Here is a 24009-nt window from a genome sequence, read left to right on the forward strand (position 1 = left end):
ATGACCTCGAACGACACCCCCGCCACCGGCCACGGCCCGCGGCCCGGCCGCCGGCGCGTGCTGGGGCGGGGGCCGGGGGCCGCGCCGCCGGTGACACCGCCCGCGGAGGCGGGGGCTGAGGGACCGGGACCGAGGACCGTGCCTCCCGTTGAGGCCCAGGCTCCGGTTCCGGCTTCCGCCCCCGCTCCGGCGGCCCTGGAGGACGTACCGGACGTCGGGCGGCCGCCCGAGCCGGCACCTGGGGGTCCCGAGGCGGGTGAGGGGGCTGAGGGCGCCGAAGGCGCTGGGGAGGGCGACGGCAGGTTCAAGGTCCGGCTGTCGAACTTCGAGGGACCGTTCGACCTGCTGCTCCAGCTGATCTCGAAACACAAGCTGGACGTCACCGAGGTCGCGCTGTCCAGGGTGACCGACGAGTTCATGGCGTACATCCGGGCGCTGGGGCCGGACTGGGACCTGGACGAGACGACCGAGTTCCTGGTCGTGGCGGCCACCCTGCTCGATCTCAAGGCGGCACGCCTGCTGCCCGCCGCCGAGGTGGAGGACGAGGCGGACCTCGCCCTGCTGGAGGCCCGGGACCTGCTGTTCGCCCGTCTGCTCCAGTACCGGGCGTACAAACGGATCGCGGAGATCTTCGACGGGCGGCTCGACCAGGAAGCCCGGCGCCGCCCCCGGACCGTGGGGCTCGAGCCGCACCACGCCGAGCTGCTGCCCGAGGTCGTCATCAGCATCGGCGCGGAGGGGTTCGCCAGGCTCGCCGTCAAGGCGATGCAGCCCAGGCCCAAGCCGCAGGTGTACGTCGACCACATCCACGCGCCGCTGGTCAGCGTGCAGGAGCAGGCCGGGATCGTCGTCGCGCGGCTGAAGGAACTCGGCGAGGTCAGTTTCCGGAAGCTGATCGAGGACACCGACGACACACTGACCGTCGTCGCCCGCTTCCTCGCGCTCCTGGAGCTGTACCGGGAGAGGGCCGTCGCCCTCGAGCAGGAGACCGCGCTCGCCGAGCTGACCGTGCGCTGGACCGGCGGTGACGGGGACGTCACCCCCACCGTCACCGACGAGTTCGACCGGCCGGAAGAGCAGCCGGAAGAGCAGCCGGAAGAGCCGCCGGAGGAGCGACCGAAGGAGGAGAAGGCGTGAGCGAGGACAGGACCGACGTTCCCGCGGGGCTGCGCACCGTCGCGGACCTCGACCTCAAGCCCGCCCTGGAGGCGGTCCTCATGGTCGTGGACGAGCCCGTGACCGAGGAGCACCTGGCGAAGACACTGGAACGGCCGAGACGCCAGGTCGCGGACGCGTTGCACGCGTTGGTCGACGAGTACACCGTCCAGGAACGCGGCTTCGAGCTGCGGCTCGTCGCCGGCGGCTGGCGTTTCTACAGCCGCCCCGAGTACGCCGCGGCCGTCGCGGGCTTCGTCCTGGACGGCCAGCAGGCCCGGCTCACCCAGGCCGCCCTGGAGACCCTCGCCGTGGTCGCCTACCGCCAGCCGGTCAGCCGCAGCAGGGTCTCCGCCGTACGCGGAGTGAACTGCGACGGGGTCATGCGCACCCTGCTGCAGCGCGGTCTGGTCGAGGAGGCGGGCACGGAACCCGAAACAGGTGCGATCCTGTACACGACGACGAACTACTTCCTGGAGCGGATGGGCCTGCGCGGTCTGGACGAGCTCCCGGAGCTCGCGCCCTTCCTCCCGGAGGCGGAGGCGATCGAGGCCGAGACCCAGGAAGCCGTACCGTCGTTCGATCCGGACGCCCCGGACCCGGACGGCGGTCCCCCTACGAACACGGAATTGTGATGCGAAGCAGCGGCAAGAGCGGCGGACGCGGTAACCCCCGCGGTGCAGGCGGCAACAGGGACCAGAGGCAGGGGCAGGGCCGCCCCGGCAAGCCGCGCCCCGAGGAGCGCCGCCACGACGTGGGCCCTGGGGGCACCAAGGACGGCCCCAAGTCCGGTCGTGGCGGTGCCAAGCCGTCGTCCCAGAAGGGCGGCGGCCGGGGCGGCCGTACCGTCCCCGGGCGTTCGCGTGAGTACGAGACGCGGATCGAGGAGCGCAACCGCGACCGGTACGCGGGCAAGAAGGACGTGAAGCTCCCGAAGACCTTCCCGGGCGCCGAGCAGGAGGGCGAGCGGCTGCAGAAGGTGCTCGCCCGCGCGGGGTACGGCTCCCGGCGCGCCTGCGAGGACCTGATCGAGCAGGCGCGGGTCGAGGTCAACGGCGAGATCGTGCTGGAGCAGGGCCGCCGGGTCGACCCCGAGAAGGACGAGGTCAAGGTGGACGGGCTGACCGTCGCCACCCAGTCCTACCAGTTCTTCTCGCTGAACAAGCCGGCCGGTGTCGTCTCCACCATGGAGGACCCCGACGGGCGCCAGTGCCTCGGCGACTACGTCACCAACCGCGAGACCCGGCTCTTCCACGTCGGCCGGCTCGACACCGAGACCGAGGGCGTCATCCTGCTCACCAACCACGGTGAGCTGGCACACCGGCTGACCCACCCGAGGTACGGGGTGAAGAAGACCTACCTCGCGCACATCGTCGGACCGGTCCCGCGCGACCTGGGCAAGCGGCTGAAGGACGGCATCCAGCTGGAGGACGGTTACGCGCGCGCGGACCACTTCCGCATCGTCGAGCAGACCGGCAAGAACTACCTCGTCGAGGTGACCCTGCACGAGGGCCGCAAGCACATCGTGCGCCGCATGCTCGCGGAGGCCGGCTTCCCGGTCGACAAGCTGGTGCGCACGGCGTTCGGGCCGATCGCCCTGGGCGACCAGAAGTCGGGCTGGCTGCGCCGGCTGTCGAACACCGAGGTCGGCATGCTGATGCAGGAGGTCGAGCTCTAAGGGCTTGTCGCCGACCTGCACCCCCTTTTATAGTCAGAGTGACTATAAAAGGGGGTGCAGGTCATGGACGGCTACGACAAGTACGCCTTCGAACCGTTCGCCGTCACCGTCGACCTCGCCGTGTTCACGATCCGCGGGGGCGCGCTGCACGTGCTGCTCGTCGAACGCGGCCAGGAGCCGTACGCCGGCCAGTGGGCGCTGCCGGGAGGCTTCGTCCAGCCGGACGAGTCCGCGGAGAGCGCCGCGCGGCGCGAGCTGGGCGAGGAGACCGGGCTGACGGACGTGTCCGGGCTGCATCTGGAGCAGCTGCGGACCTACAGCGAACCCGGTCGGGACCCGCGGATGCGCGTCGTGTCCGTGGCCTTCGCCGCGCTGCTGCCCCACGCTCCCGAGGCGCACGGCGGCAGCGACGCGGCACAGGCCCGCTGGACGCCGTACGACTGTGCGCGAGGGCTCGCCTTCGACCACGACCGGATCCTGGCCGACGCCCGGGAACGCGTCGGCGCCAAGCTCGAGTACACCTGCCTCGCCACCGCCTTCTGCCCGCCCGAGTTCACCCTCGGGGAGCTTCAGCAGGTCTACGAGACCGTGTGGGGCACCGCGCTCGACCGGCCCAACTTCCGGCGCAAGGTGCTCGCCACCCCGGGCTTCGTCGAGGCCGCCTTGGGCACCGCGCGCCTCACCGGCGGCCGGGGCAAACCCGCCGCGCTGTACCGCGCGGGCACCGCCGCCACCCTCCACCCACCGCTGCTCCGGCCGACTCCGGAAGGACGCCCCGCATGACCACGACCACCGTCACCAAGCGCGCCGCGACAGGTGCGCTCACCGGACTCGCCCTGGGGGACGCGCTGGGCTTCCCGACCGAGTTCAACGACGTCCCGTCGATCCTCGCCAAGTTCGGTCCCTGGCGGGGGATGGACCTGCCGAAGCCGGCGATCGTCACCGACGACACCCAGATGACCCTCGCTCTGGGGAGGGGCCTGCGGACGGCGATGGACCGGGGCGTGCTCACCCCGAAGCGGTTGGAGCGTCCGGTGCGCGAGGAGTTCGTGGAGTGGTACCGCTCGCCCGAGAACAACCGCGCCCCCGGCAACACCTGCCTCAAGGCCTGCCACCTGCTGACCCGAGAGGACCGGCCCTGGCAGGACGCCTCCCAGGTCGGTTCCAAGGGCTGCGGCGCCAACATGCGGGTCGCGCCCATAGGCCTGGCCCCCGGGCTGAGCGACGAACAGCGCGCGGGCGCCGCCCAGTTGCAGTCGGCCCTCACCCACGGGCACCCCACCGCGCTCGCCGCCTCCGACCTCACCGCGCACGCAGTACGGTTGCTCGCCGAGGGCGCCGAACCCACCGGTCTGATCGGCCTGTTGCGTTCCTACGCCTACGAGAACCGCACCCGCTACCACGAGTTCTGGCTCGGCGACCTGTGGACCCGCGCCCAGGACCCCACCCCCGAGCACTTCATCGCGCGCGGCTGGGACGAGTGCCTGGACATCCTGGAACGCCTCCGGCACGCCGTGCGCACCGTCTCGCCGGAGACCGACCCGTGCCTGGCGACGGGGGAGGGCTGGATCGCGGAGGAGGCCCTGGCGACCGGCCTGCTCTGCTTCCTGCTCTTCGTCGACGAACCGCTCACCGCCCTGCGCCGCGCCGCCTGCACCGCGGGCGACTCCGACTCGATCGCCTGCCTGACGGGCGCCTTCGCCGGTGCCCACCTGGGCGCGGACGCCTGGCCGGACGCCTGGACCGACCGCATCGAGTACCGGGACGAACTGCTGGCACTGGGGGCGCTCTGGGACACCCGTCCCTAACCCGCCCGGAGGGCCGAGGCGCGGCGGGTGCGGACGAGGAAGTCCTCCACCCGTCGGCGGTCCGGTTCCGCGGGGAGCGGGCTGTGGCGGGCGGCCTCCCCGGCCTCCCGCTCCAGGCGCGTCATCCGTGCCTGGACCTCGGACCAGGCGACCTCGCCCCGCTTCACCGCGAGCAGCGTCTCGCGCTCCTCGCCCACATCGATCGTGAGGGTGCTCGTGCGCAGCACGTCGCGGGCGGAGGCCAGGAGACGGAGCAGATGCATGGCGTGCTTCCAGCGGGGCACCCCGTGGGCGCGGATGTCGGCCTCCAGTTTGCGGCGTTGGCCGTAGGCGTACCTTGTGAACGTCTCGTGGACCCGGCGGGAGAGGAACGCGCCGCGCAGGGCGAGCAGCTCGCGTCCGGTGTCGTCGGCGTGCTCCACGAGCGGAGAGTGCAGGCATTCCAGGATGTTGGGGTTGGCCCGCAGAGCCAGCTCGCAGAAGCGTTCCAGCTCCCAGCTGAACTGCTCCTCGGCCGGTCCCTCGGCATGGGTCGGCGGCTTCTCGAAGCGCCAGAACAGGGGAGTGGGGGCGAGGAAGACGCCTCGGCGGTCGGTGTCGCTGCCCTCCGTGGCCAGACCGAAGGCGCGCGACCCCATGACGCAGGCGTAGACGGTGTGGTCGCGGACCAGGTGCTCGGGGTGCATGACCGGGAGCGTAGGCGGCGGCTCACGCCGGGCGAATCGAATTTCCCTCCACCGTGATCTGCTCCGGAGGCAGCGGACCGGCCGCCGGGCCCCGCTCCACCGAGCCGTCGGTGATCCGGAACCGGCTGTCGTGACAGGCGCGGTTGACGGTGCCGTCCGAGACGTTCGCCAGGGGGCAGTGCCGGTGGGTGCAGATCGCCGAGACTGCCTTGAAGTCACCCTGCTCCGGCTGCGTCACCACGACCTTCTCCTCCTTGAGGATCACCCCTCCACCTACCGGGATGCCACCGGTCGAGGCCGGTTCCCGGCCTGCCGACGCGTCGGGCGCGGCGGTGTCCGTGGCGGTGTCCGGTGAGGAACCCTCGTCGTTCCCGCCCCCGCCGCAGCCGACGGCCGGTGCCGTTCCGCCTGTCGCGAGAAGGGCCGTGCGTCGCGTCGCGGGAAGGGGTGTGTCGTCACTCCGGGGGAGGGAACCGTGGGAGAGGTGGAGGGGACCCCGGCAGTCTGACCCCGGACGCGCCGTCCGTCTCGGCGGGTGGGCACCGGACACCGGCCGTGCCCGTTCTGACTAGGCTGGACGACCGACACCCACGTCGGCAGGCCGGCGAGTGGACACGCCGGCACGCCGGTACACCCGTACATCAGCGCACCAGCAAGGAGCATCGTCGTGGCGGTACGAGCGGTCCGGGGCGCCGTCCAGCTAGAGCGGGACGAGTCCGGCCACATGGAGGAGCAGGTCGGCGCCCTGCTCACCGCTGTTCTGCAGCGCAACGGTCTGGCCGCGGACGACCTGATCAGCATCTGGTTCACGGCCACGCCCGACCTGCACTCCGATTTCCCGGCAGCTGCCGCCCGCAAGCTCGGCATCGTCGACGTCCCCCTGATCTGCGCCCAGGAACTGGACATCGAGGGCGCCATGCCCCGCGTCGTCCGCATCCTCGCGCACGTCGAGTCCGACCTGCCGCGTGCCGACATCGCCCATGTGTACCTCGGTGCCGCGGCGGCCCTGCGCAAGGACATCGCACAGTGAGGACCGCACTCGTCATCGGCACCGGGCTGATCGGCACGTCCGCCGCCCTCGCCCTGTCCCGGCGGGGCGTCGTCGTCCACCTCGTCGACCACGACCCGGAGCAGGCCCGTACGGCCGCCGCACTCGGCGCCGGCACCGACCGGGAGCCGGAGGGGCCGGTGGACCTGGCGATCGTCGCCACCCCGCCCGCCCGTGTGGCCGAAGCCCTCGCCGAGGCCATGAGCCGTGGGGCGGCGCGCGGCTACATCGACGTCGCCAGCGTGAAGGGCGGTCCGCGCCGTGAGCTCGAGCAGCGGGGGCTCGACCTGTCGGCGTACCTCGGCACCCACCCCATGTCCGGCCGGGAGAAGTCCGGCCCGCTGGCCGCCGGCGCGGATCTCTTCGAGGGCCGCCCGTGGGTGCTCACCCCCACCCGGGACACCGACACCGAGGTGCTGAACCTCGCCCTGGAGCTGGTCTCGCACTGCAGGGCCGTGCCGGTCGTCATGGACGCCGACGCCCACGACCGTGCCGTGGCCCTCGTCTCCCACATGCCGCACCTGGTGTCCAGCATGGTCGCCGCCCGCCTGGAGCACGCCGAGGAGACCGCCGTACGGCTGTGCGGGCAGGGCATCCGGGACGTGACCCGGATCGCCGCCTCGGACCCCCGGATGTGGATCGACATCCTCTCCGCGAATCCCGGGCCGGTCGCCGACCTGCTCACCGACGTCGCCGCCGACCTGGAGGAGACGGTGCGGGCCCTGCGCGCGCTGGAGTCCTCCGACGAGGACAAGCGCCGCGAGGGCGGCACCGGCATCGAGGGCGTGCTGCGCCGCGGCAACGCCGGCCAGATCCGGGTCCCCGGCAAGCACGGCTCCGCGCCGCGCGTCTACGAGGTCGTGGCGGTGCTCATCGACGACCAGCCGGGCCAGCTGGCACGCATCTTCGCCGACGCGGGACGGGCGGGCGTCAACATCGAGGACGTGCGCATCGAGCACGCGACCGGGCAGCAGACCGGCCTGATGCAGCTCATGGTGGAACCCAGCGCGGCCCCGGTGCTCACTGCGGCACTCCGGGAGCGGGGCTGGGCGATCCGCCAGTAGCCCCCGCCGGGCGGGCGGGTGGCGTGTCCTGGGACAGCGCCAGTGCCGGCTCCGGGGCCCCGCGTGCAGCCGGGAGCGGGTAGGGCCGATCGAGGGACATACACCCAGTAACCTTGTCCAGGGCAGTCGCGCCCCGCTCCCCGCCAGCCAGGTCCAGGAAGGTCCCCACTGTGGAAAGCGCCACGCCAGTGATTGTCGCCATCGACGGTCCGTCCGGCACGGGCAAGTCGAGCACGTCGAAGGCCGTGGCGGCACAGCTCGGCCTGAGCTACCTGGACACCGGCGCCCAGTACCGGGCGATCACGTGGTGGATGGTCGCCAACGGCATCGACATCGCCGACCCCTCCGCGATCGCCGCCGTGGCCGGCAAGCCCGAGATCGTCTCCGGCACCGACCCGGCGGGACCGACCATAACGGTCGACGGTGTCGACGTGGCCGGTCCGATCCGCGAGCAGGACGTCACCTCCAAGGTCAGCGCCGTCAGCGCGGTCCCCGAGGTGCGTTCCCGGATCACCGAGCTGCAGCGCACGATCGCGGGCTCCGCCGTCACCGGCATCGTCGTCGAGGGCCGCGACATCGGGACCACCGTGCTGCCCGACGCCGACCTGAAGATCTTCCTCACCGCCTCCCCGGAGGCGCGCGCCGCCCGCCGCAGCGGTGAACTGAAGGGCGCCGACCTGCACACCACCCGCGAGGCCCTGATCAAGCGGGACGCGGCCGACTCCAGCCGCAAGACCTCCCCGCTGGCCAAGGCGGACGACGCGGTCGAGGTGGACACCACCGACCTGACGCTGAAGCAGGTCATCGAATGTGTCGTCACCCTCGTCGAGGAGAAGCGAGCCGGACGGTGACCGAACTTCCGTCGGCGCGGGGCGCCGAGGTCGGGCGGCGGATCGGCGTCGGCCTGATGTACGGGCTGTGGAAGCCGCGCGTGCTGGGCGCCTGGCGGGTGCCCGCGGCCGGTCCGGTGGTGCTCGCCGTGAACCACTCCCACAACATCGACGGACCGATGGTCATGGGCGTGGCGCCCCGGCCGACGCACTTCCTGATCAAGAAGGAGGCGTTCGTCGGACCGCTCGACCCGTTCCTGACCGGCATCGGCCAGGTGAAGGTGGACCGGGACACCACCGACCGCACGGCGGTCTCCCAGGCGCTCGGCGTCCTGCGGGAGGGCGGCGTCCTCGGTATCTTCCCCGAGGGCACCCGGGGTGAGGGCGACTTCGCCTCGCTGCGCGCGGGGCTCGCGTACTTCGCCGTACGCGGCGGCGCGCCGATCGTGCCCGTCGCCGTGCTGGGAAGTTCCGGGCGGGGCGGGCGGTTGATAAAGGGGCTGCCCCCGCTGCGCTCCCGTGTCGACGTCGTCTTCGGCGACCCGTTCGACGCGGGCGACGGTGACGGCCGCCGCACCCGCAAGGCGCTGGACGCGGCGACCGAGCGGATCCAGAAGCAGCTCACCGCGCACCTGGAAAACGCCAGACGCCTCACCGGGCGCTAGGCGACACTGAGTAGTGGATCACCCGGAACCGGGCATTCCACCGACCACGATGGACAACGAGGTACGGACTTCATGAACGACCACATCCAGCCCGACGGCTCGGCCGAGCACGAGCACGATCACGGGGCGCTCGGTGACGCCGAGTTCGCGGAGTTCATGGAGCTCGCCGCGGAGGAAGGCTTCGACCTCGAGGACGTCGAGGGCGCCCTCGAGGCCGCCGGACACGGTCCGCTGCCCGTGCTCGCCGTCGTCGGACGTCCCAATGTCGGCAAGTCGACTCTGGTGAACCGCATCATCGGCCGCCGCGAGGCCGTCGTCGAGGACAAGCCCGGCGTCACCCGGGACCGCGTCACCTACGAGGCCGAGTGGGCCGGCCGCCGCTTCAAGGTCGTCGACACCGGCGGCTGGGAGCAGGACGTCCTCGGTATCGACGCCTCCGTGGCGGCGCAGGCCGAGTACGCGATCGAGGCGGCCGACGCCGTGGTGTTCGTGGTGGACGCCAAGGTCGGCGCGACCGACACCGACGAGGCCGTCGTCCGGCTGCTGCGCAAGGCGGGCAAGCCGGTCGTCCTGTGCGCCAACAAGGTGGACGGCCCGAGCGGCGAGGCCGACGCCTCCTATCTGTGGTCCCTGGGCCTGGGCGAGCCGCACCCCGTCTCGGCCCTGCACGGCCGCGGCACCGGCGACATGCTGGACCAGGTCCTGGAGGCGCTGCCCCATGCACCCGCGCAGACCTTCGGCACGGTGGTCGGCGGCCCCCGCCGGGTCGCCCTGATCGGCCGCCCGAACGTCGGCAAGTCCTCGCTGCTGAACAAGGTCGCCGGCGAGGAGCGCGTCGTCGTCAACGAGATCGCCGGCACCACCCGTGACCCGGTCGACGAGCTGATCCAGCTGGGTGGAAAGACCTGGAAGTTCGTCGACACCGCGGGCATCCGCAAGCGCGTCCACCTCCAGCAGGGCGCCGACTACTACGCCTCGCTGCGCACCGCCGCCGCCGTGGAGAAGGCCGAGGTGGCCGTCGTCCTCCTCGACGCAGCCGACTCCATCTCGGTGCAGGACCAGCGCATCGTCACCATGGCCGTTGAGGCGGGGCGGGCGCTCGTCCTGGCCTTCAACAAGTGGGACACCCTCGACGAGGAGCGCCGCTACTACCTGGAGCGGGAGATCGAGACTGAGCTCGGCCAGGTGACGTGGGCGCCGCGGGTGAACGTGTCGGCCCGCACCGGACGCCACATGGAGAAGCTGGTCCCGGCGATCGAGACGGCCCTGGCGGGCTGGGAGACCCGCGTCCCGACGGGCAGGCTGAACGCCTTCCTCGGCGAGCTGGTCGCCTCCCACCCGCACCCCGTGCGGGGCGGCAAGCAGCCGCGCATCCTGTTCGGCACGCAGGCCGGCACCAAGCCGCCGCGGTTCGTCCTGTTCGCCTCCGGCTTCATCGAGGCGGGCTACCGGCGGTTCATCGAGCGCCGGCTGCGCGAGGAGTTCGGCTTCGAGGGCACGCCGATCCACATCTCGGTGCGGGTGCGCGAAAAGCGCGGCAAGAAGAAGTGACCCGACGGCACACAGGGTGAAGGGGGCGGTCCCGGTCGGGGCCGCCCCCTTCACCGTGCCTCGTCGGCGGGCTCGGTGGCCCTCGGTCAGGCGGTCAGGACTCCCGGCGCGGGGCCGGGGGCAGTGCCGCCGGCACGTGGTGCATCCCGATGGCGTGCCGACCGACCGCTGTGACCTGCTGCCACTGCGGCTGTTGCCCGGTGGTCTGACGAGCGCTGTTCGCCCCCGCGCTGTAGTCGCTGTACGACCCGTCGCCGAGGGAACCGCCGAAGGTCCCCGAACCGTGGCCGACGGACGAGTCCGTACCGGCGGACGGGCTCGTTCTGTGCGGGATGCTTCCGAAGGCGGTGAAGTCCAGTTTCTCCTCGCCGCTGCGGTCGCCCGGCAGTGAGCGGAAGGACTTCACGTACTCGGCGTAGAGCGCGTCGTAGATCGGCGTGGCCGAAGGGCCGCTCGTGGAGTCCTGAGCCGACCGCACCGGGGCGGGGACCAACGTGAAGGTCTGGCGGCGGGGAGCGTCGTATGCGTGCACATATCTCCAAACGACCCCGCCCGGCAAGGGATGCGGCCCCCATGGGGTTTTCGCCGGTCACCGGCCGGTCGGCGTCCTCCGACGGCCGACCGGCCGACCCCCTTCGCCGCTCAGAGGCCGGCGAGCGGCAGTGCCGCCGCGACCAGCCTCCCGTTCGCCGCCGCCCGGTCCAGGGCGTCGCGCAGCAGGTCCTCGCGCGGCTGACGGCCGATCGAGCCGACGGGGGCCGCGAACAGCAGCACCTGCTGGTGCTTGTTGGCGGCCGTTCGCCAGCCCTCGGTGACCTGGAGCGGCTGGTGCGCCTGCCACCAGGCCACCGGCTGTCCGCCGTTCGGATTCGGCTGGAGCACCGCGTGCAGTTGGCCCACGGCCAGCAGTACCGACCAGCCGTGCAGCACGGGAGGTGTGGTGGACAGCACGGTCACGGGGATGAAGCCCTGCTCGATGAGCAGCGGCAGGAAGTCGTCGCCGGGCGCGAGCGAACCGGGCCGCGCGACCGGCGCGGTCGGCTCGACGACCAGGGCCGGATGCAGCTCCCCGGCGATCAGGACGAGTCCGCTGGTCACGCCGAGCACGGCCTGTTCCGGCGCGACCTGTCCCGGCGCGGGGTGTCCCGGTGCGACGTGTGCGGCCTGCACGGCGGGTGCGGCCGGTGCGGGCGCGGTGTCGTTTCCGCCGATGGACCGCACGGCTCCCTGGAGCTGCTCCTCGGTGACCTGGACTACCTGCGAGGGCAGGCAGGTGGAGTGGGCGAAGGCGAGGACGGCGGTCTCGTCCCCGATGAACAGGACTGTGCTGGTGCGCTCCTGCTCCGGGTCGCCCGGGGTGCGGCAGGAGGTGCAGTCGTAACCGCCCGGGGCGGAATCTCCGGCGAGCAGGCGGTCGGCTTCTTCGTCGCCGATCTCGGCGCGTACCTCGTCGCTGACGTCGAGCATGCGCGGCACGGGTGGCTCCCTCGGGATACGGTGCGTGGCGAGGCCGGGGGCTCCCGGCCCGTGGTCCGGGCGGGTCCCCGGCTCATACAGAAGACAACGGGCGATCTGCGGGGGGAGTCACGCCCCGGAGCGAACGGAATCGAACCGTCTGGCGCACCCGGTCACTTCCGGCACGGAATCGGACACCCGTCGTCAACTGCCTTCGATGTCAACGGCGTTGCCTGGACGAAGTGACTCACGGGACGTCCGGCGTGTCGGTCGGTAAATCATGAAATAAGGGGATAAAGTGGGTGCCCTGAAACTGACGCTACTTAGGGTAAAGGTGAACTGGCCTGGGAGGACGGGGAGTTGCTTGATCCTGCCGGTTCGGGCGTTGACACACGGCGTCTCGTGACGTGGTGGTGGCGCTCTGCCTTGGGGGACCCCGAGTCCTTGGAGAGGGAACTACATGCTCGAATGTGCCGGCAACACCCGCGACAACATCCACGACGACGCCCGGAAGGCTCAGAAGCCCCGTACGGCGGCGGTTCTGGCAGGCGCGGCACTGCTCGCGCCCCTGGGGCTGCTGGCCGGGACCGGCAACGCCGCGGCGGCGGACAGCGGAGTGTGGGACCGTATCGCGCAGTGCGAGAGCAGCGGCAACTGGCGCATCAACACCGGCAACGGCCACTACGGCGGGCTGCAGTTCACCGCCTCCACCTGGCGCGCGTTCGGCGGCACGGCCTATGCGCCGACCGCTGACCGGGCCACCAAGTCCCAGCAGATCGCCGTCGCCACCAAGGTCCAGCAGGCCCAGGGGTGGGGTGCCTGGCCCACCTGCTCGGTACGCGCCGGGGCGTCCGGGAGCGCACCCGCTGTCGATCCGGGGCCCGCGCAGAAGGAACCGGAGAAGCCGGCGAAGGCACCGGCACAGTCGTCGGACGCCGCGAAGCAGGGCTCGCCCGGCGGCTACTACACCGTTCGCGAGGGCGACACACTGAGCGGCATCGCCGCCCGGCACGGAACCACCTGGCAGCGGCTGTACGCCGCCAACAAGGACGTCATCGGCGGCGATCCCGACGTGATCATGCCCGGACAGCACCTCGCGCTCTGAACCGTTCCGGGTGGGCCAGGGGTCCGGGTGAGGCCCGGTCACCCGAGGTGAGGCCTGTCCTGTCGACCCGGTCCTCGGCCGCCCGGACGGGCACTCCGCGTCAGATCCGGTGTCAGATCCGGCGGCCGGGTTCTCCCACCTCCCCGGCGAACACCACCGCACCCCGGTGCAGTTCGTGGACGAAGGCGGGCCGGTCGCGCAGCGCGGGCGGGAGCCGCTGTTCGGCGATCACCACGCACGCGTGGAGCGCGGCCGCGGTCGGCAGTCCGTACGTGCGGGCCGCGACCGCGGTCCACCGCTGCTTCAAGCGCGAGCACGGTGCCCGCACGGTCGCCGTGGTCTCCTGCAACCAGTCCGCGTCCGCCGCCTGCGCCAGGTTCGTCGAGCGGGGTCTGAGGATCGAGGCTGCAAGGCGGTCACCGAAGAGGTCGGCTTCGCCCCGCCCGACTTCCGCGCGGTGGCCGCCGACCTGAAACAGCAGGGCGCCGACCTCGTCTTCGACGCCATCGACAGCCATGGCAACGCACGCCTGTGCCAGGCCATGGACGAGGTCGACGCCCGGGTCACCGACGTGCAGAACCGGACGTGCACCGTCGCCGAGGACTACAAGGACGCCCCGGGCTGTCGCAACGCCCTGTGGGCCACCTGCTCCAGCCGCAACTTCGACGACACCGGCCACGAGGCGGTACGGGAGTTCCGGGACGCCACCGAGGGCCCGAAGACACACTCCCAGTGGCAGTCGGAGGGGTGGGCCGCCGCGCGCTGGCTCACCGACGCGGCGAGGTCCTGTGCGCGCACGGGCGCCCGCACGGGCGTCACGCGCGGGTGTGTCGACGACTTCGTGAACCGCGCCGACGGCTGCACCGCGGGCGGGCCGCTGCTTCCCGTCGCGTTCGCCCGCTCGCCCGAACCGCCGGGGACCAGCAGGACCTGTCTGTCGGTGGCCCGCCGGCGGGACGGCGAGGGCCGGCTCTCCCAGGGCGACATGAACCGCACCTGCTTCGACGTACCGCACCCGGCCTACGAGCCCTGAGGCATCGACCGCGGTCCCGGTTCCCGCGCCGGGACCGCGAAGACGGCGGACCATGTGAGGGAAACGCGAACATTCTGTGCGGTAACGTCTTCGCGGGCATGTGGGCGGCGAAATGCAAGAGGTCCCGGACGTTTCTTCCGGGATCTGCCGCCGGATTTATCCGCGTCCCCGGCGTGACGCTCGGGAATTGTCCGCGACTTCCTTCGGAGGAGGCGCCGAATCACCCATTCGTGTGATGGCCGCGAGCGTAAACGCCTGTCGTGATCCTGTGACAGAAGTGTGACCGTCGGGGGATCTCGGGCCGTGTTCCCGGCAGGTCCTTCCCCAGGGCTCCGGCAAAGTCGTTTGGTAGCCCTGTGACGTGTGGTTTTGCGGGTGGGTGAGGTGCGCGGGCGTGTTCCGGTCCGGTTGGATGGAGGTTCCTACGCCTTCCGTCCGACCAGGGAACAACGCCCGCGCCATGCCATCGTCTCGCATCTGCGTGCCTGTTCGCACGCCCGTCCCGGAGCGCGAGCTCCTCGTCGACCTGCTCGGCCGGATGCCCGATCCGCGCCGCCGGCGCGGGGTCCGTCACCCGGTGAGTGCTCTGATCGCGGTCGCGGTGTGCGCGGTGATGGCCGGAGCGCGGGGTTTCACGGCGATCGGGGAGTGGGCCCGGGACGCCGGAGCGGTAGCCGTGAAACAGCTGGGCCTGGTGCGAGGCTCGGTGGACGAGTCGACGCTGCGGCGCCTGTTCGCGAGGCTGGACGCGGACCGCCTCGACGCGCTCCTGGGGACATGGGCGGCGACGAGGGCCTCGCTGGTCGCGGGCCGGCGGGTCATCGCGATCGACGGCAAGACCGTCCGGGGCGCACGCGGCGGTGACGCCCCGGCCCCACATCTGGTCGCCGCGCTCGCGCACGGTTCGGGAGCGGTACTGGGCCAAGTCGCCGTGCGCGAGAAGAGCAACGAGATCCCCGCGGCCAGAGAACTGCTGGATGCCCTCGACCTGGACGGGGCGGTGGTCACGATGGACGCGCTGCACACCCAGCACGCCACCGCGGCACTCGTGACCGAGGCCGGCGCCGACTACGTCCTGACCGTGAAGGCCAATCAGAAGTCGTTGTACGCACGGCTCAAGGCTCTGCCCTGGGCCCGGATACCTGCTGTCACCAGAACGGACCGCGGACACGGGCGCCGCGCCACCCGAACGATCAAGGCCGTCGCCGTCCCCGCCTGGATCGACTTCACCGGGGCCGCGCAGGTCGCCCAGCTGCGGCGCACCGTCACCAGGAAGGGCACACGGACGGTCGAGATCGTCTACCTGATCACCAGCGCGGACGCCCGCACCGCGCCCCCGGAGCTGCTGGCCACATGGGTGCAGTCGCACTGGGAGATCGAGAACCGCCTGCACTGGGTCCGCGACGTCACCTTCGACGAGGACCGCTCCCAGGTCCGCACCGGCAACGCACCCCGCGTCATGGCAGGCATCCGCAACACCGCGATCACCCTCCTCCGCCTCCACGGCCACCAGAACATCGCCGCCGCCCTACGACACCACGCCCGCGACACCGACCGCCCCGTCAGCCTTCTCCTGACCGCATGACCGACGACTTTGCCGGAGCCCTGGGTCCTTCCCCGTCCGCCGGTCAGGGCATAGCGTGACCGTATGGCACCCATTCCGACACCCCCCGCGGAACCCGACGACAGCCCGGACGCCTATGTGGGCCTGCCCGCGGACCGCGCCGAGCGGCTCGCGCGCGAGCGCGGCTGGTCGACGGTGCGGGCGCTGCCGCCGGGGGCGATCATCACCATGGAGTACCTCGTGGGACGGCTGAACTTCGAGGTGAGGGACGGCAGCGTGGCGCGGTCCTGGAAGGGCTGAGACGTGGCGGCGTCCCGGGATCCGTCAGGGGCGGGTCGACGGTGCGTTGCCGCGCGGATGGCGTTCCCCGTGCGAGGGGCGGCGGCTGCCTGTCGGGGTGACCGGGCTGCGCTCCGCCCGGCCCGTATACGGGCCGGGCGCCAGGTAGACGGGTGACCGGGTGGTGGAACGGGACGCGGAGACCGGCTCGGGGACCGCGGTGTCCTCGCGGTCGGTGAGCGGCTTGAGCATGACCGGCGCTGCGGCGGGCAGGGGGGCGGCGGGCGCCGTACGGCCCTGACGTGCGTACCGGCGCTCGCGCCAGCGGTCGCGCCAGCCGAAGATCCGGTCCTCGGCACGGGCGATCATCGGTTCGAACCAGGGGAGCGCCAGCAGGATCAGCAGGCCGGCCACCCAGCCGAGCAGTACGTCGCTCAGCCAGTGGGTGCCGAGGTAGACGGTGGACAGGCCGACACCGAGCGAGGTCACCGCGGACAGGGCGGACAGCCAGCGCCGCGCTCTCGGAGTGGAGGCCAGATAGGCCAGGATTCCCCAGGTCACCACGGCGTTGGCGGTGTGGCCGCTGGGAAATATGCTGCCGCCGAGCCACATCTCGCTGGATCCGATCTCGGTGGCGTAGTGCGGTCCGAGGCGCCCCATGCCGTACTTCGCGGCACCGACGGTGATGTTGAGCATCAGCAGGGAGACTCCGAGCGCGAGCAGCGGACGCAGTGTGTGCTGCCGCCAGGAGCGCCAGCCCAGCCAGGCGGCGACCATCACCGCGGTCGGGCCGCGCTGGCCGAGCACCACGTAGTAGTCGACGAAGGCGTGGATCTGTGCCCACTGCTCGTAGGGACGGAAGAACATCACCCGCCAGTCCAGCCGGACCAGCCAGGACGTGATGACGACGGCCCACACGATCGCCACGTAGAAGGCCAGGGCGGAGCCGAAGAGCACCGTCCGGTGCCGGCTCATTCGAGGCATGTCGATGTGAGCCGGTCGTTCCGGCTCACGATCCAGCCTCGCGAACACCCGGTCCAGACGGGTGGGCTTACGTTCGGTACGCACCCAATCGACGTTACAGGGAGTGAACGCGCAGCCCCTCCGAATCAGCTGCTTTGTGATGACGATGTGATGTGGGATTGCTCTCAAGGTGATCTTTATTCTTGGCGAATCGACAATCCCCGGACAGTGTGTCCTTCAATTCTTTTGATCATTCGGGGGCGCGGATTTATCGCGCTTTTGGAATTGGTTCACCAGGGGATGGCGCGGAATTTCCCCGGTGCTCACCGCCGGTGGCCGGGGCGGGGGCGGCTCAGGGCGGGCCGGAACCGTTCAGCCAGAAGGCGCCGTACACCGCCGAGGCCACCGCGACGGACGCCACCACCAGCGCCGACCTGGGCGTACGCAGCCGGGCCAGGCCCTGTGCGAGGGGCAGCAGCAACGGGAAGGCGGGCATGAGCAGACGCGGCTTCGAACCGAAGTAGCTCGACGCGCACAGGGCGAGGGCGGTGACGACACCGGCGTACACCAGCAGCGGGAGCGGTTGGCGCTGCCGTACGCAGAGCACGTACAGCCACACCAGCAGACCGACCCCGAGGACCAGTCCGAGCCCCGCCGGGGCCGACGGAAACGACGTGAACTTCTCGAGGGTGAACCGGGCGAAGGCATAACCCCCGTCGAACCCGTTCCGCCATCCGGCCTGCACATCGAGATACCCGAACGGCCCCTTCCCGGTCCGGCGGCCGACCCACAGAACGTAACCGGCGGCACCGAGCGGAGCGAGGAACATGCCGAGCGCCCGGCGGACGCGGACGCCGGGGGCGCCCGACGGTACGTGCGCGCCCTCGGGTGGGGGAACGCGCCGGGCGTCCTCGTGCGGGACGGCGCGTTCCCCGAAGCGCGCGCCGCCCACGGTTGCCGCGTCCCGGCCTCCCCCGAACGAGCGAAGGCCGGCGGAAAATCGGTGGCGGCTGTGCGCGAGAGAGGTGATGCCCGCCACCCATACCGCCGCGACCACCGCCATCCCCACCGGGCGGGTCAGCCCGGCCAGACTCGCCAGGACCCCGGCCGTCACCCAGCGCCCGGTCAGCACCGCGTACAACGACCATGCGGCGAGTGCCGTGAACAGGGACTCGCTGTACGCCATCGACTGGACGACACCGACCGGCAGCACCGCCCAGAGCAGCACCGCGCACACCCCGGCCCGCGGCCCGTACACATGGTCCGCCACCGCGAAGATCCCCCAGGCGGCGGCGAGCGAGGCCAGCACGGCGACGACGAAGCCCCCGTCGGCGTACGACAGCGGGGACACCACCGCCAGCAGCCGCTCCAGCCAGGGGAGCAGGGGGAAGAAGGCCAGGCTCGAGTGCACGTCCCCGTTCGGGAGGCGCACCTCGTAGCCGTACCCCAGCTCGGCGATCCTCGTGTACCAGAGCGCGTCCCAGCGGGCCGTCAGCAGGGTGTGTGCGCTCTTGCCGCGCGCCTCGCTCCACAGCGCCAGGACGACCAGGCTCAGGGCGCGCACGGCCGCGTACCCGAGGAGCGCCGGCGCGGCGCGGCGCAGCACGCCGGGGCGGGACGGCAGGGCACGCTTCTCGAGATCGGTCACGGGCCCGATTATCGACCGGGCGCGTGGCGGGGCAGCCCGGCAGAGCGTTCGGCCCTCCAGGGCGGGCTGCCCACCCGGACGGGCGGCCCGGCAGGGCGTACGGGCCCCGGAGGCGGCCGGAAGGCACCGGAGGCGGCCCGAAGGAAAGTGGTGTACGCCACACGTTTCTGCCGAATCTGTGAGAGGCCCGCCACTCGATACCACCGTTCCCTCGCGTACGCTGACGTGTCACTCGCCGTTCGTTGCGCAGGCCGGAGGCCACACCGCTCCTCTCCGGCCGAGTCGCGGGGGGAGTCCCCCACCCCGTGGGCCCGCCGAGCGCGAGGGAGCATCTGGGAGGTCTGTGCATGTCCGGGACGACCACGGCCGCCGCGCTGCGCCGTAGGGCGGCCGGGGCCGGTGCCAACCGCTGGGTGGTACTCGTCGTCCTCTGCACCAGCCTGCTGCTCGTCGCCGTCGACGCGACCGTGCTGCACGTGGCGGTCCCCGCCGTCACGGAGGACCTCAGGCCCGGCGGGATGGAACTGCTCTGGATCGTCGACTCCTACCCGCTGGTCTGCGCCTCGCTGCTGATCCTGTTCGGCACCCTGGGCGACCGGGTCGGACGCAGACGCGTACTCCTGCTCGGCTACGCCCTGTTCGGCGTCGCCTCCGGCATCGCGGCCCTCGCGGACAACGCGCAGGTGCTGATCGCGGCGCGGGTGCTGCTGGGCGTCGGCGGTGCGATGATCATGCCCGCGACGCTGTCGATCCTGCGGCAGGTCTTTCCGGACCGGCGCGAGCGGGCGCTCGCCATCGGCATCTGGAGCGCGGTCGCCGCGGTCGGTGCGGCGGTCGGACCCCTGCTCGGCGGGTTCCTGCTGGAGCACTTCTGGTGGGGCTCGGTCTTCCTCATCAACATTCCGCTGATGCTGGTCAGCCTCCCGGTGGGGCGGATCCTGCTGCCGGAGTCGAAGGGCGACGGCAGTGGCCCCTGGGACGTGGCGGGCGCGCTGATGGCCGCCGCCGGGTTGTTCGCGGTGGTCCTGGGCGTGAAGCGGCTCGGCGGCGGCGAATCCGCCGTCGGTGGCGGTGTGTGGACCGCCCTGACGCTGGTCGCGGGCGCCGCCCTGCTGTTTGCCTTCGTCCGCCGACAGCGGCGACGCGCGCACCCGCTGGTCGACCTGCGAATGTTCGCCCGGCCCGCGTTCAGTACGTCGGTGGGCTGCATCGTGCTGGCGATGCTCGCCCTGGTGGGCCTGGAACTGATCGCCGCGCAGTACCTCCAGCTGGTCCTGGGGCTGTCCCCGCTGGAGACCGGACTGCGCCTGCTGCCGCTGACGTTCGCGGCGATGGCGGCGGGGCTGGCGGGTGCGCGGCTGCTGCGCCGGTTCGGGCCGCGCCGCATGGTCTGCTTCGGTTTCTGCCTGACGGCCGCCGCGGTGCTGCTGCTGACCGCGATGGGCGGGCAGGACAACCGCACCCTGCTGCTGAGCGGCTTCGTCCTGCTCGGCTTCGGCCTGGAGACCACCCTGTTCGGGGCGTACGAGTCGATGCTGAGCGAAGCGCCCCCGGAACAGGCGGGCGGGGCCGCCGCCATAGGCGAGACCTCGTACCAGCTGGGCGCCGGAATCGGGATCGCGCTCCTCGGCAGCGTCATGAACGCCGCCTACGCGCCCGGCCTCACCGGTGTCCCCGGGGTGCCCGCGTCGGCGTCCAAGGCGGCGGGACACTCGCTGGGGGAGGCCCACGAGGTCGCCGCCCAACTGGGCGGACCCGCCGGAGCCGCCCTGCTGGACGCGGCACGCCACGCCTTCGTGCACGGGCTGCATGTGACCCTGCTGGTCAGCGCCGGCCTGCTGCTGCTCGGGGCCGCGATGGCGCTGCGGCTGCCGCGGGTGATGCACTGTGAGACGGCTGCGGCCGGGGAAACGCCCGCGGACGTGCCGGCCGAGGCCCCCGCGGACGTGCCCGACGATGTGCCTGCGGACGTGCCAGCGGGCAAAGCCGCCGACGTGCCCGCGCCGCGGGAGGCCGCGGACTCCCGCGTCTCGGTGTGAGGCACACCGCCGCCGGGCCGGGTGGACGTGCGCGACACCGCGTCGTAACGTCGGGTCGGTCCTAGCCGTGACTAGCAGTGCTAGTTGACAAGTGCGTCGGCCGGCTCCGCCCCGGTCAGATCCCCCGGAGGGTGTCCCATGTCCGCGTCAGAGACGTCAGCGAAGTCATCGAAGCCGCCCCCCTTCGACCCGGCCGACCCGCTCGGCCTCGACGACCTGCTGGAGCCGGAGGACCTGGCGGTCCGGGACACCGTGCGCGCCTGGGCGGGAGACCGGGTGCTGCCCCACGTCGCCGACTGGTACGAGAAGGGCGAACTGCCCGGCATCCGGGAGCTGGCCCGGGAGCTCGGCGGGATCGGTGCGCTCGGCATGCCCCTTCGCGGCTACGGCTGTGCGGGCGCCTCGGCCGTGCAGTACGGGCTCGCCTGCCTGGAACTGGAGGCCGCCGACTCCGGCATCCGGTCCCTGGTCTCCGTACAGGGCTCGCTCGCCATGTACGCGATCCACCGGTTCGGCAGCGAGGAGCAGAAGCAGCGGTGGCTGCCGAAGATGGCCGCCGGTGAGGTCATCGGCTGCTTCGGGCTCACCGAACCCGACCACGGCTCCGACCCCGCGGCCATGCGGACGTACGCCAAGCGCGACGGCGGGGACTGGGTCCTGAACGGCCGCAAGATGTGGATCACCAACGGATCCGTGGCCGGTGTCGCCGTGGTGTGGGCGCAGACCGACGACGGAATCCGCGGGTTCGTGGTGCCCGCCGGCAGCGTCGGGTTCTCGGCGCCGGAGATCAAGCACAAGTGGTCGCTGCGCGCCTCCGTCACCAGTGAGCTGGTCCTCGACGACGTACGGCTGCCCGCCGACGCCGTACTGCCCGAGGTGACCGGGCTGCGCGGACCGCTCAGCTGCCTGACGCACGCCCGGTACGGGATCGTCTGGGGCGCGATGGGCGCGGCGCGCGCCTGCTTCGAGGCCGCCGTCGACTACGCGAAGTCGCGGGAGCAGTTCGGGCGGCCCATCGGCGGGTTCCAGCTGACGCAGGCCAAACTCGCCGACATGGCGGTCGAACTGCACAAGGGGATACTGCTCGCCCATCATCTCGGGCGGCGCATGGACGCCGGCCGCCTGCGTCCCGAGCAGGTCAGCTTCGGCAAGCTGAACAACGTCCGCGAGGCCATCGACATCTGCCGTACGGCCCGCACCATCCTCGGCGCCAACGGGATCTCGCTCGAATACCCCGTGATGCGGCACGCGACGAACCTCGAATCGGTGCTCACCTACGAGGGCACCGTGGAGATGCACCAGCTGGTGCTGGGCAAGGCGCTGACCGGAATCGACGCGTTCCGGTAGGCCCGGTGGGGGCAGGGCCGGCGAGCGGCCCTGCCTCAGCTCTGGTTGTAGAAGCCGTCCGACCGGTGCGCCGCGGGCTCTCCGCTGACGACCTCGGTGTCGGCCGGGCTGAGCAGGAACACGCGGTTGGACACGCGCTCGATGGAACCGCGCAGACCGAAGATCAGCCCGGCGGCGAAGTCGACGACGCGCTTGGCGTCACCGGCGTCCATGGCGGTGAGGTTGATGATGACGGGGATCCCGTCCCGGAACAGCTCGCCGATGGCGCGGGCGTCCCGGAAGCTGTCCGGGGTGACCGTGCCGATGCGGCGGCCCCTCTCCTCGGCGACGTCCGTGGCCACCTTGACCCGCGGATCGGTGACCCAGGCGTCCCCCGGCTCGGTCCCGTCGGAGTAGTCGTCGTCGTAGTAACGCTCGTCTTCGTTGTCGTCGACGAGGCCAAGCCAGGCACTTGCCTTGCGTACCGATCCCATGGACGCCTCCTCTCACAGCGGTCCTTCTTGCTTTCCGCATCCCTATGGTCGTCCATGATGCGGATGGCGCGCCAAGTGGTTGGACGCCGCGCGGGGGGTTTGTGACGGTACTGGTGCACGACGAATCCGTCGAGAGCCCAAGCCCCCCAAGGGCCTTGACCTAAGCGGATGCTGACTGTGAGTGAAATATGATTCTTCTCGGCGTATGGGTGATCGGCGGCGCGTACGGGTGAACGCGACAGCCGATACGATGCCGCCGCTCCACTTCGCGGCATCCACGGGGGAACGTCATGTTCGGAATGGTCAGGCCCTGCCGGCACCGGCTCGGTGAACGACTCACTGCTCAGTGGACGGCGCACCTGTGCGGGCTGTGCCTGGCGTTGCGCGGGGACCACGGGCAGCTCGCACGCGTGGTCACCAACTACGACGGGCTGCTCGTCTCGGTCCTGACGGAGGCTCAGGCGACGCGCGCGGACGCCGGACGGCGCACGGCGGGGCCGTGTCCGCTGCGCGGCATGCGGACCGCCTCCGTCGCACACGGTGAGGGCGCGCGACTCGCGGCGGCCGTCTCGCTGGTCCTGGCCTCCGCCAAGGTGCGCGACCATGTGGCCGACGGGGACGGGCTGCTGGCCCGCCGACCGGTGGCGCGCGCCGCGCGCCGCGTCGCCGAGAGCTGGGACCGGGCCGGGGCGCGGACCGGTTCGGACGTCGGGTTCGACACGGCCGTCCTGGTCGACGCCGTCGACCGGCAGGCCGGCATCGAGGCCCTGGCCGGGCCGGGCACCCCGATCCTCACCGTCACCGAACCGACCGAGACCGCCACCGCGGCGGCCTTCGCGCACACCGCGGTGCTCGCCGGGCGCCCGCACAACGCCGGGCCGCTCGCCGAGGCCGGGCGTCTCTTCGGCCGGCTCGCCCATCTCCTGGACGCCGTGGAGGACCGGGAGGCCGACGCCGCGGCGGGCGCGTGGAACCCCCTCGCCGCCACCGGCACCCCCCTCACCGAGGCCCGCCGGCTCGCCGACGACGCCGTGCACGGCATCCGGCTCGCGCTGCGCGAGGTGGAGTTCGGCGACGGCATTCTGGCGCACCGGCTGCTCGTCCATGAACTGCCCAACTCCGTCCACCGTGCCTTCGACACCGTCTCTTGTGCCCACGGCTCCGGCCCCTACGCACCGCCCGGCACACCGGGCGTGCCCGGTGGTCCCGGAGGTCCGATGCCGCCCGGGCCCCCGCGCCGCGACCGGCGCGGGCTGCTCGCCGGCTGCGCCGTGTGGCTGGGACTGGCCTGTACGTGCCAGATGTGCTGCGGCACTTACGAGGACCCCTGGAGCCGGGAGTACAAGGACGCGGTCTGCTCCCGGTACGACTGCGGCGGGTGCTGCGACTGCTGTGAGTGCTGCAGCTGCTGCGGTGAGGACGGTGGCTGCGACTGCGGCTGTGACTGCTGAACCGGCGTCAGGGGAGGCGTTCGAAGGGGCTCCGTAGAAGGAACCGGAGGGGCCCGACGGGAACCGGAAGGAAATCGGAGGGGCGACTTCCGGACATCTCGAGGAGGGCGACGTCCGAAAGGCACTCTTGCGCCGACCGGCCGTTCGGCCGAATACTCACCTCCAGC

22 protein-coding genes and 3 pseudogenes are annotated in these 24009 nt (G+C 71.8%); 17 read left to right on the top strand and 8 right to left on the bottom strand.

The annotated features are described in order from the left end of the window. The 5 genes from AC6F7H_RS23490 to AC6F7H_RS23510 all read left to right on the top strand — a co-directional run bounded on the left by AC6F7H_RS23490 (position 1) and on the right by AC6F7H_RS23510 (position 4641). A complete protein-coding gene (locus tag AC6F7H_RS23490) occupies positions 1-1137 on the top strand; it encodes a segregation and condensation protein A (RefSeq protein WP_500758879.1) in 1137 nt (378 codons plus the stop codon). Further along, positions 1134-1790, top strand: coding sequence for an SMC-Scp complex subunit ScpB (gene scpB, locus AC6F7H_RS23495; RefSeq protein ID WP_500758881.1), 657 nt, complete (start codon positions 1134-1136; stop codon positions 1788-1790). The genes AC6F7H_RS23490 and scpB overlap by 4 nt, the downstream gene beginning before the upstream one ends. After that, the gene (locus AC6F7H_RS23500; RefSeq protein WP_109382590.1) at positions 1790-2833 is read left to right on the top strand and encodes a pseudouridine synthase; all 1044 of its coding nucleotides are present in this window, start codon (positions 1790-1792) and stop codon (positions 2831-2833) included. Before scpB ends, AC6F7H_RS23500 begins: the two co-directional genes overlap by 1 nt. A 63-nt stretch (positions 2834-2896) precedes the next feature. After that, positions 2897-3616 carry an NUDIX hydrolase gene (locus AC6F7H_RS23505; RefSeq protein ID WP_500758882.1) on the top strand — a complete coding sequence of 240 codons (720 nt, stop codon included), beginning with the start codon at positions 2897-2899 and terminating at the stop codon, positions 3614-3616. Next, the gene (locus tag AC6F7H_RS23510) at positions 3613-4641 is read left to right on the top strand and encodes an ADP-ribosylglycohydrolase family protein (RefSeq protein ID WP_500758883.1); all 1029 of its coding nucleotides are present in this window, start codon (positions 3613-3615) and stop codon (positions 4639-4641) included. Before AC6F7H_RS23505 ends, AC6F7H_RS23510 begins: the two co-directional genes overlap by 4 nt. Here AC6F7H_RS23510 and AC6F7H_RS23515 read toward each other — a convergent pair. Then, positions 4638-5327 carry a nucleotidyltransferase domain-containing protein gene (locus AC6F7H_RS23515; protein WP_500758884.1) on the bottom strand — a complete coding sequence of 230 codons (690 nt, stop codon included), beginning with the start codon at positions 5325-5327 and terminating at the stop codon, positions 4638-4640. The two genes, AC6F7H_RS23510 and AC6F7H_RS23515, sit on opposite strands and share 4 nt — an antisense overlap. Before the next feature lie 22 nt (positions 5328-5349). Next, positions 5350-5766 (bottom strand): annotated as a pseudogene (locus AC6F7H_RS23520) (Rieske (2Fe-2S) protein); the annotation flags it as partial. Between the two features lie 228 nt (positions 5767-5994). Here AC6F7H_RS23520 and aroH point away from each other — a divergent pair. The 5 genes from aroH to der all read left to right on the top strand — a co-directional run bounded on the left by aroH (position 5995) and on the right by der (position 10485). Continuing rightward, the gene (gene aroH, locus AC6F7H_RS23525; RefSeq protein ID WP_109382594.1) at positions 5995-6357 is read left to right on the top strand and encodes a chorismate mutase; all 363 of its coding nucleotides are present in this window, start codon (positions 5995-5997) and stop codon (positions 6355-6357) included. Further along, positions 6354-7439: a prephenate dehydrogenase gene (locus AC6F7H_RS23530; RefSeq protein WP_500758885.1), complete on the top strand. Its 1086-nt coding sequence runs from the start codon at positions 6354-6356 to the stop codon at positions 7437-7439. The genes aroH and AC6F7H_RS23530 overlap by 4 nt, the downstream gene beginning before the upstream one ends. A 170-nt stretch (positions 7440-7609) precedes the next feature. Then, complete coding sequence (gene cmk, locus AC6F7H_RS23535) at positions 7610-8290, top strand: (d)CMP kinase (RefSeq protein ID WP_363038668.1); 681 nt, start codon at positions 7610-7612, stop codon at positions 8288-8290. Then, positions 8287-8934, top strand: a complete 648-nt coding sequence (locus AC6F7H_RS23540) for a lysophospholipid acyltransferase family protein (protein ID WP_500758886.1) — start codon at positions 8287-8289, stop codon at positions 8932-8934. The genes cmk and AC6F7H_RS23540 overlap by 4 nt, the downstream gene beginning before the upstream one ends. 72 nt (positions 8935-9006) lie before the next feature. Continuing rightward, the gene (gene der / locus AC6F7H_RS23545) at positions 9007-10485 is read left to right on the top strand and encodes a ribosome biogenesis GTPase Der (protein ID WP_500758887.1); all 1479 of its coding nucleotides are present in this window, start codon (positions 9007-9009) and stop codon (positions 10483-10485) included. A gap of 94 nt (positions 10486-10579) precedes the next feature. Here the strand turns inward: der and AC6F7H_RS23550 are convergent, their stop codons facing one another. Next, a complete protein-coding gene (locus tag AC6F7H_RS23550; RefSeq protein ID WP_500758888.1) occupies positions 10580-11017 on the bottom strand; it encodes a hypothetical protein in 438 nt (145 codons plus the stop codon). A gap of 110 nt (positions 11018-11127) precedes the next feature. Continuing rightward, on the bottom strand, positions 11128-11961 hold the full coding sequence (locus AC6F7H_RS23555) for a DUF8842 C-terminal domain-containing protein (protein WP_500758889.1): 834 nt from the start codon (positions 11959-11961) through the stop codon (positions 11128-11130). Positions 11962-12400: 439 nt separating this feature from the next. On the opposite strand from AC6F7H_RS23555, the gene AC6F7H_RS23560 reads away from it, so the two are divergent. Then, complete coding sequence (locus AC6F7H_RS23560) at positions 12401-13045, top strand: LysM peptidoglycan-binding domain-containing protein (protein WP_500758891.1); 645 nt, start codon at positions 12401-12403, stop codon at positions 13043-13045. Between the two features lie 112 nt (positions 13046-13157). Here the strand turns inward: AC6F7H_RS23560 and AC6F7H_RS23565 are convergent. After that, positions 13158-13334 (bottom strand): annotated as a pseudogene (locus AC6F7H_RS23565) (ABC transporter); the annotation flags it as partial. Between AC6F7H_RS23565 and AC6F7H_RS23570 the strand changes: the two are divergent. The 3 genes and pseudogenes from AC6F7H_RS23570 to AC6F7H_RS23580 all read left to right on the top strand — a co-directional run. Next, positions 13330-14078: pseudogene (locus AC6F7H_RS23570) on the top strand (ABC transporter substrate-binding protein); the annotation flags it as partial. The pseudogenes AC6F7H_RS23565 and AC6F7H_RS23570 overlap by 5 nt on opposite strands. A 460-nt stretch (positions 14079-14538) precedes the next feature. After that, positions 14539-15663: an ISAs1 family transposase gene (locus AC6F7H_RS23575; protein WP_500754596.1), complete on the top strand. Its 1125-nt coding sequence runs from the start codon at positions 14539-14541 to the stop codon at positions 15661-15663. A gap of 63 nt (positions 15664-15726) precedes the next feature. Then, positions 15727-15942 carry an I78 family peptidase inhibitor gene (locus AC6F7H_RS23580; protein WP_500758892.1) on the top strand — a complete coding sequence of 72 codons (216 nt, stop codon included), beginning with the start codon at positions 15727-15729 and terminating at the stop codon, positions 15940-15942. Between the two features lie 24 nt (positions 15943-15966). Here AC6F7H_RS23580 and AC6F7H_RS23585 read toward each other — a convergent pair whose 3' ends face one another. Then, on the bottom strand, positions 15967-16989 hold the full coding sequence (locus AC6F7H_RS23585) for a phosphatase PAP2 family protein (RefSeq protein ID WP_500758893.1): 1023 nt from the start codon (positions 16987-16989) through the stop codon (positions 15967-15969). Positions 16990-17236: 247 nt separating this feature from the next. Further along, complete coding sequence (locus AC6F7H_RS23590) at positions 17237-18532, bottom strand: mannosyltransferase family protein (protein ID WP_500758894.1); 1296 nt, start codon at positions 18530-18532, stop codon at positions 17237-17239. A 347-nt stretch (positions 18533-18879) separates the two neighbouring features. Here AC6F7H_RS23590 and AC6F7H_RS23595 point away from each other — a divergent pair, with 347 nt between their 5' ends. Both AC6F7H_RS23595 and AC6F7H_RS23600 read left to right on the top strand, forming a co-directional pair. Continuing rightward, on the top strand, positions 18880-20571 hold the full coding sequence (locus tag AC6F7H_RS23595; RefSeq protein ID WP_500758895.1) for an MFS transporter: 1692 nt from the start codon (positions 18880-18882) through the stop codon (positions 20569-20571). 138 nt (positions 20572-20709) lie between these two features. Beyond that, on the top strand, positions 20710-21918 hold the full coding sequence (locus AC6F7H_RS23600; protein WP_500758896.1) for an acyl-CoA dehydrogenase family protein: 1209 nt from the start codon (positions 20710-20712) through the stop codon (positions 21916-21918). Positions 21919-21953: 35 nt separating this feature from the next. Here the strand turns inward: AC6F7H_RS23600 and AC6F7H_RS23605 are convergent, their stop codons facing one another. Beyond that, entirely contained in the window at positions 21954-22391 is a 438-nt protein-coding gene (locus tag AC6F7H_RS23605; RefSeq protein WP_109382607.1) for a cell division protein SepF, read from the bottom strand. Positions 22392-22681: 290 nt separating this feature from the next. On the opposite strand from AC6F7H_RS23605, the gene AC6F7H_RS23610 reads away from it, so the two are divergent. After that, positions 22682-23842: a DUF5685 family protein gene (locus AC6F7H_RS23610; protein ID WP_500758897.1), complete on the top strand. Its 1161-nt coding sequence runs from the start codon at positions 22682-22684 to the stop codon at positions 23840-23842. Positions 23843-24009 lie beyond the last annotated feature (167 nt).

The sequence above is a fragment of the Streptomyces sp. MMS24-W38 genome (assembly GCF_059889265.1).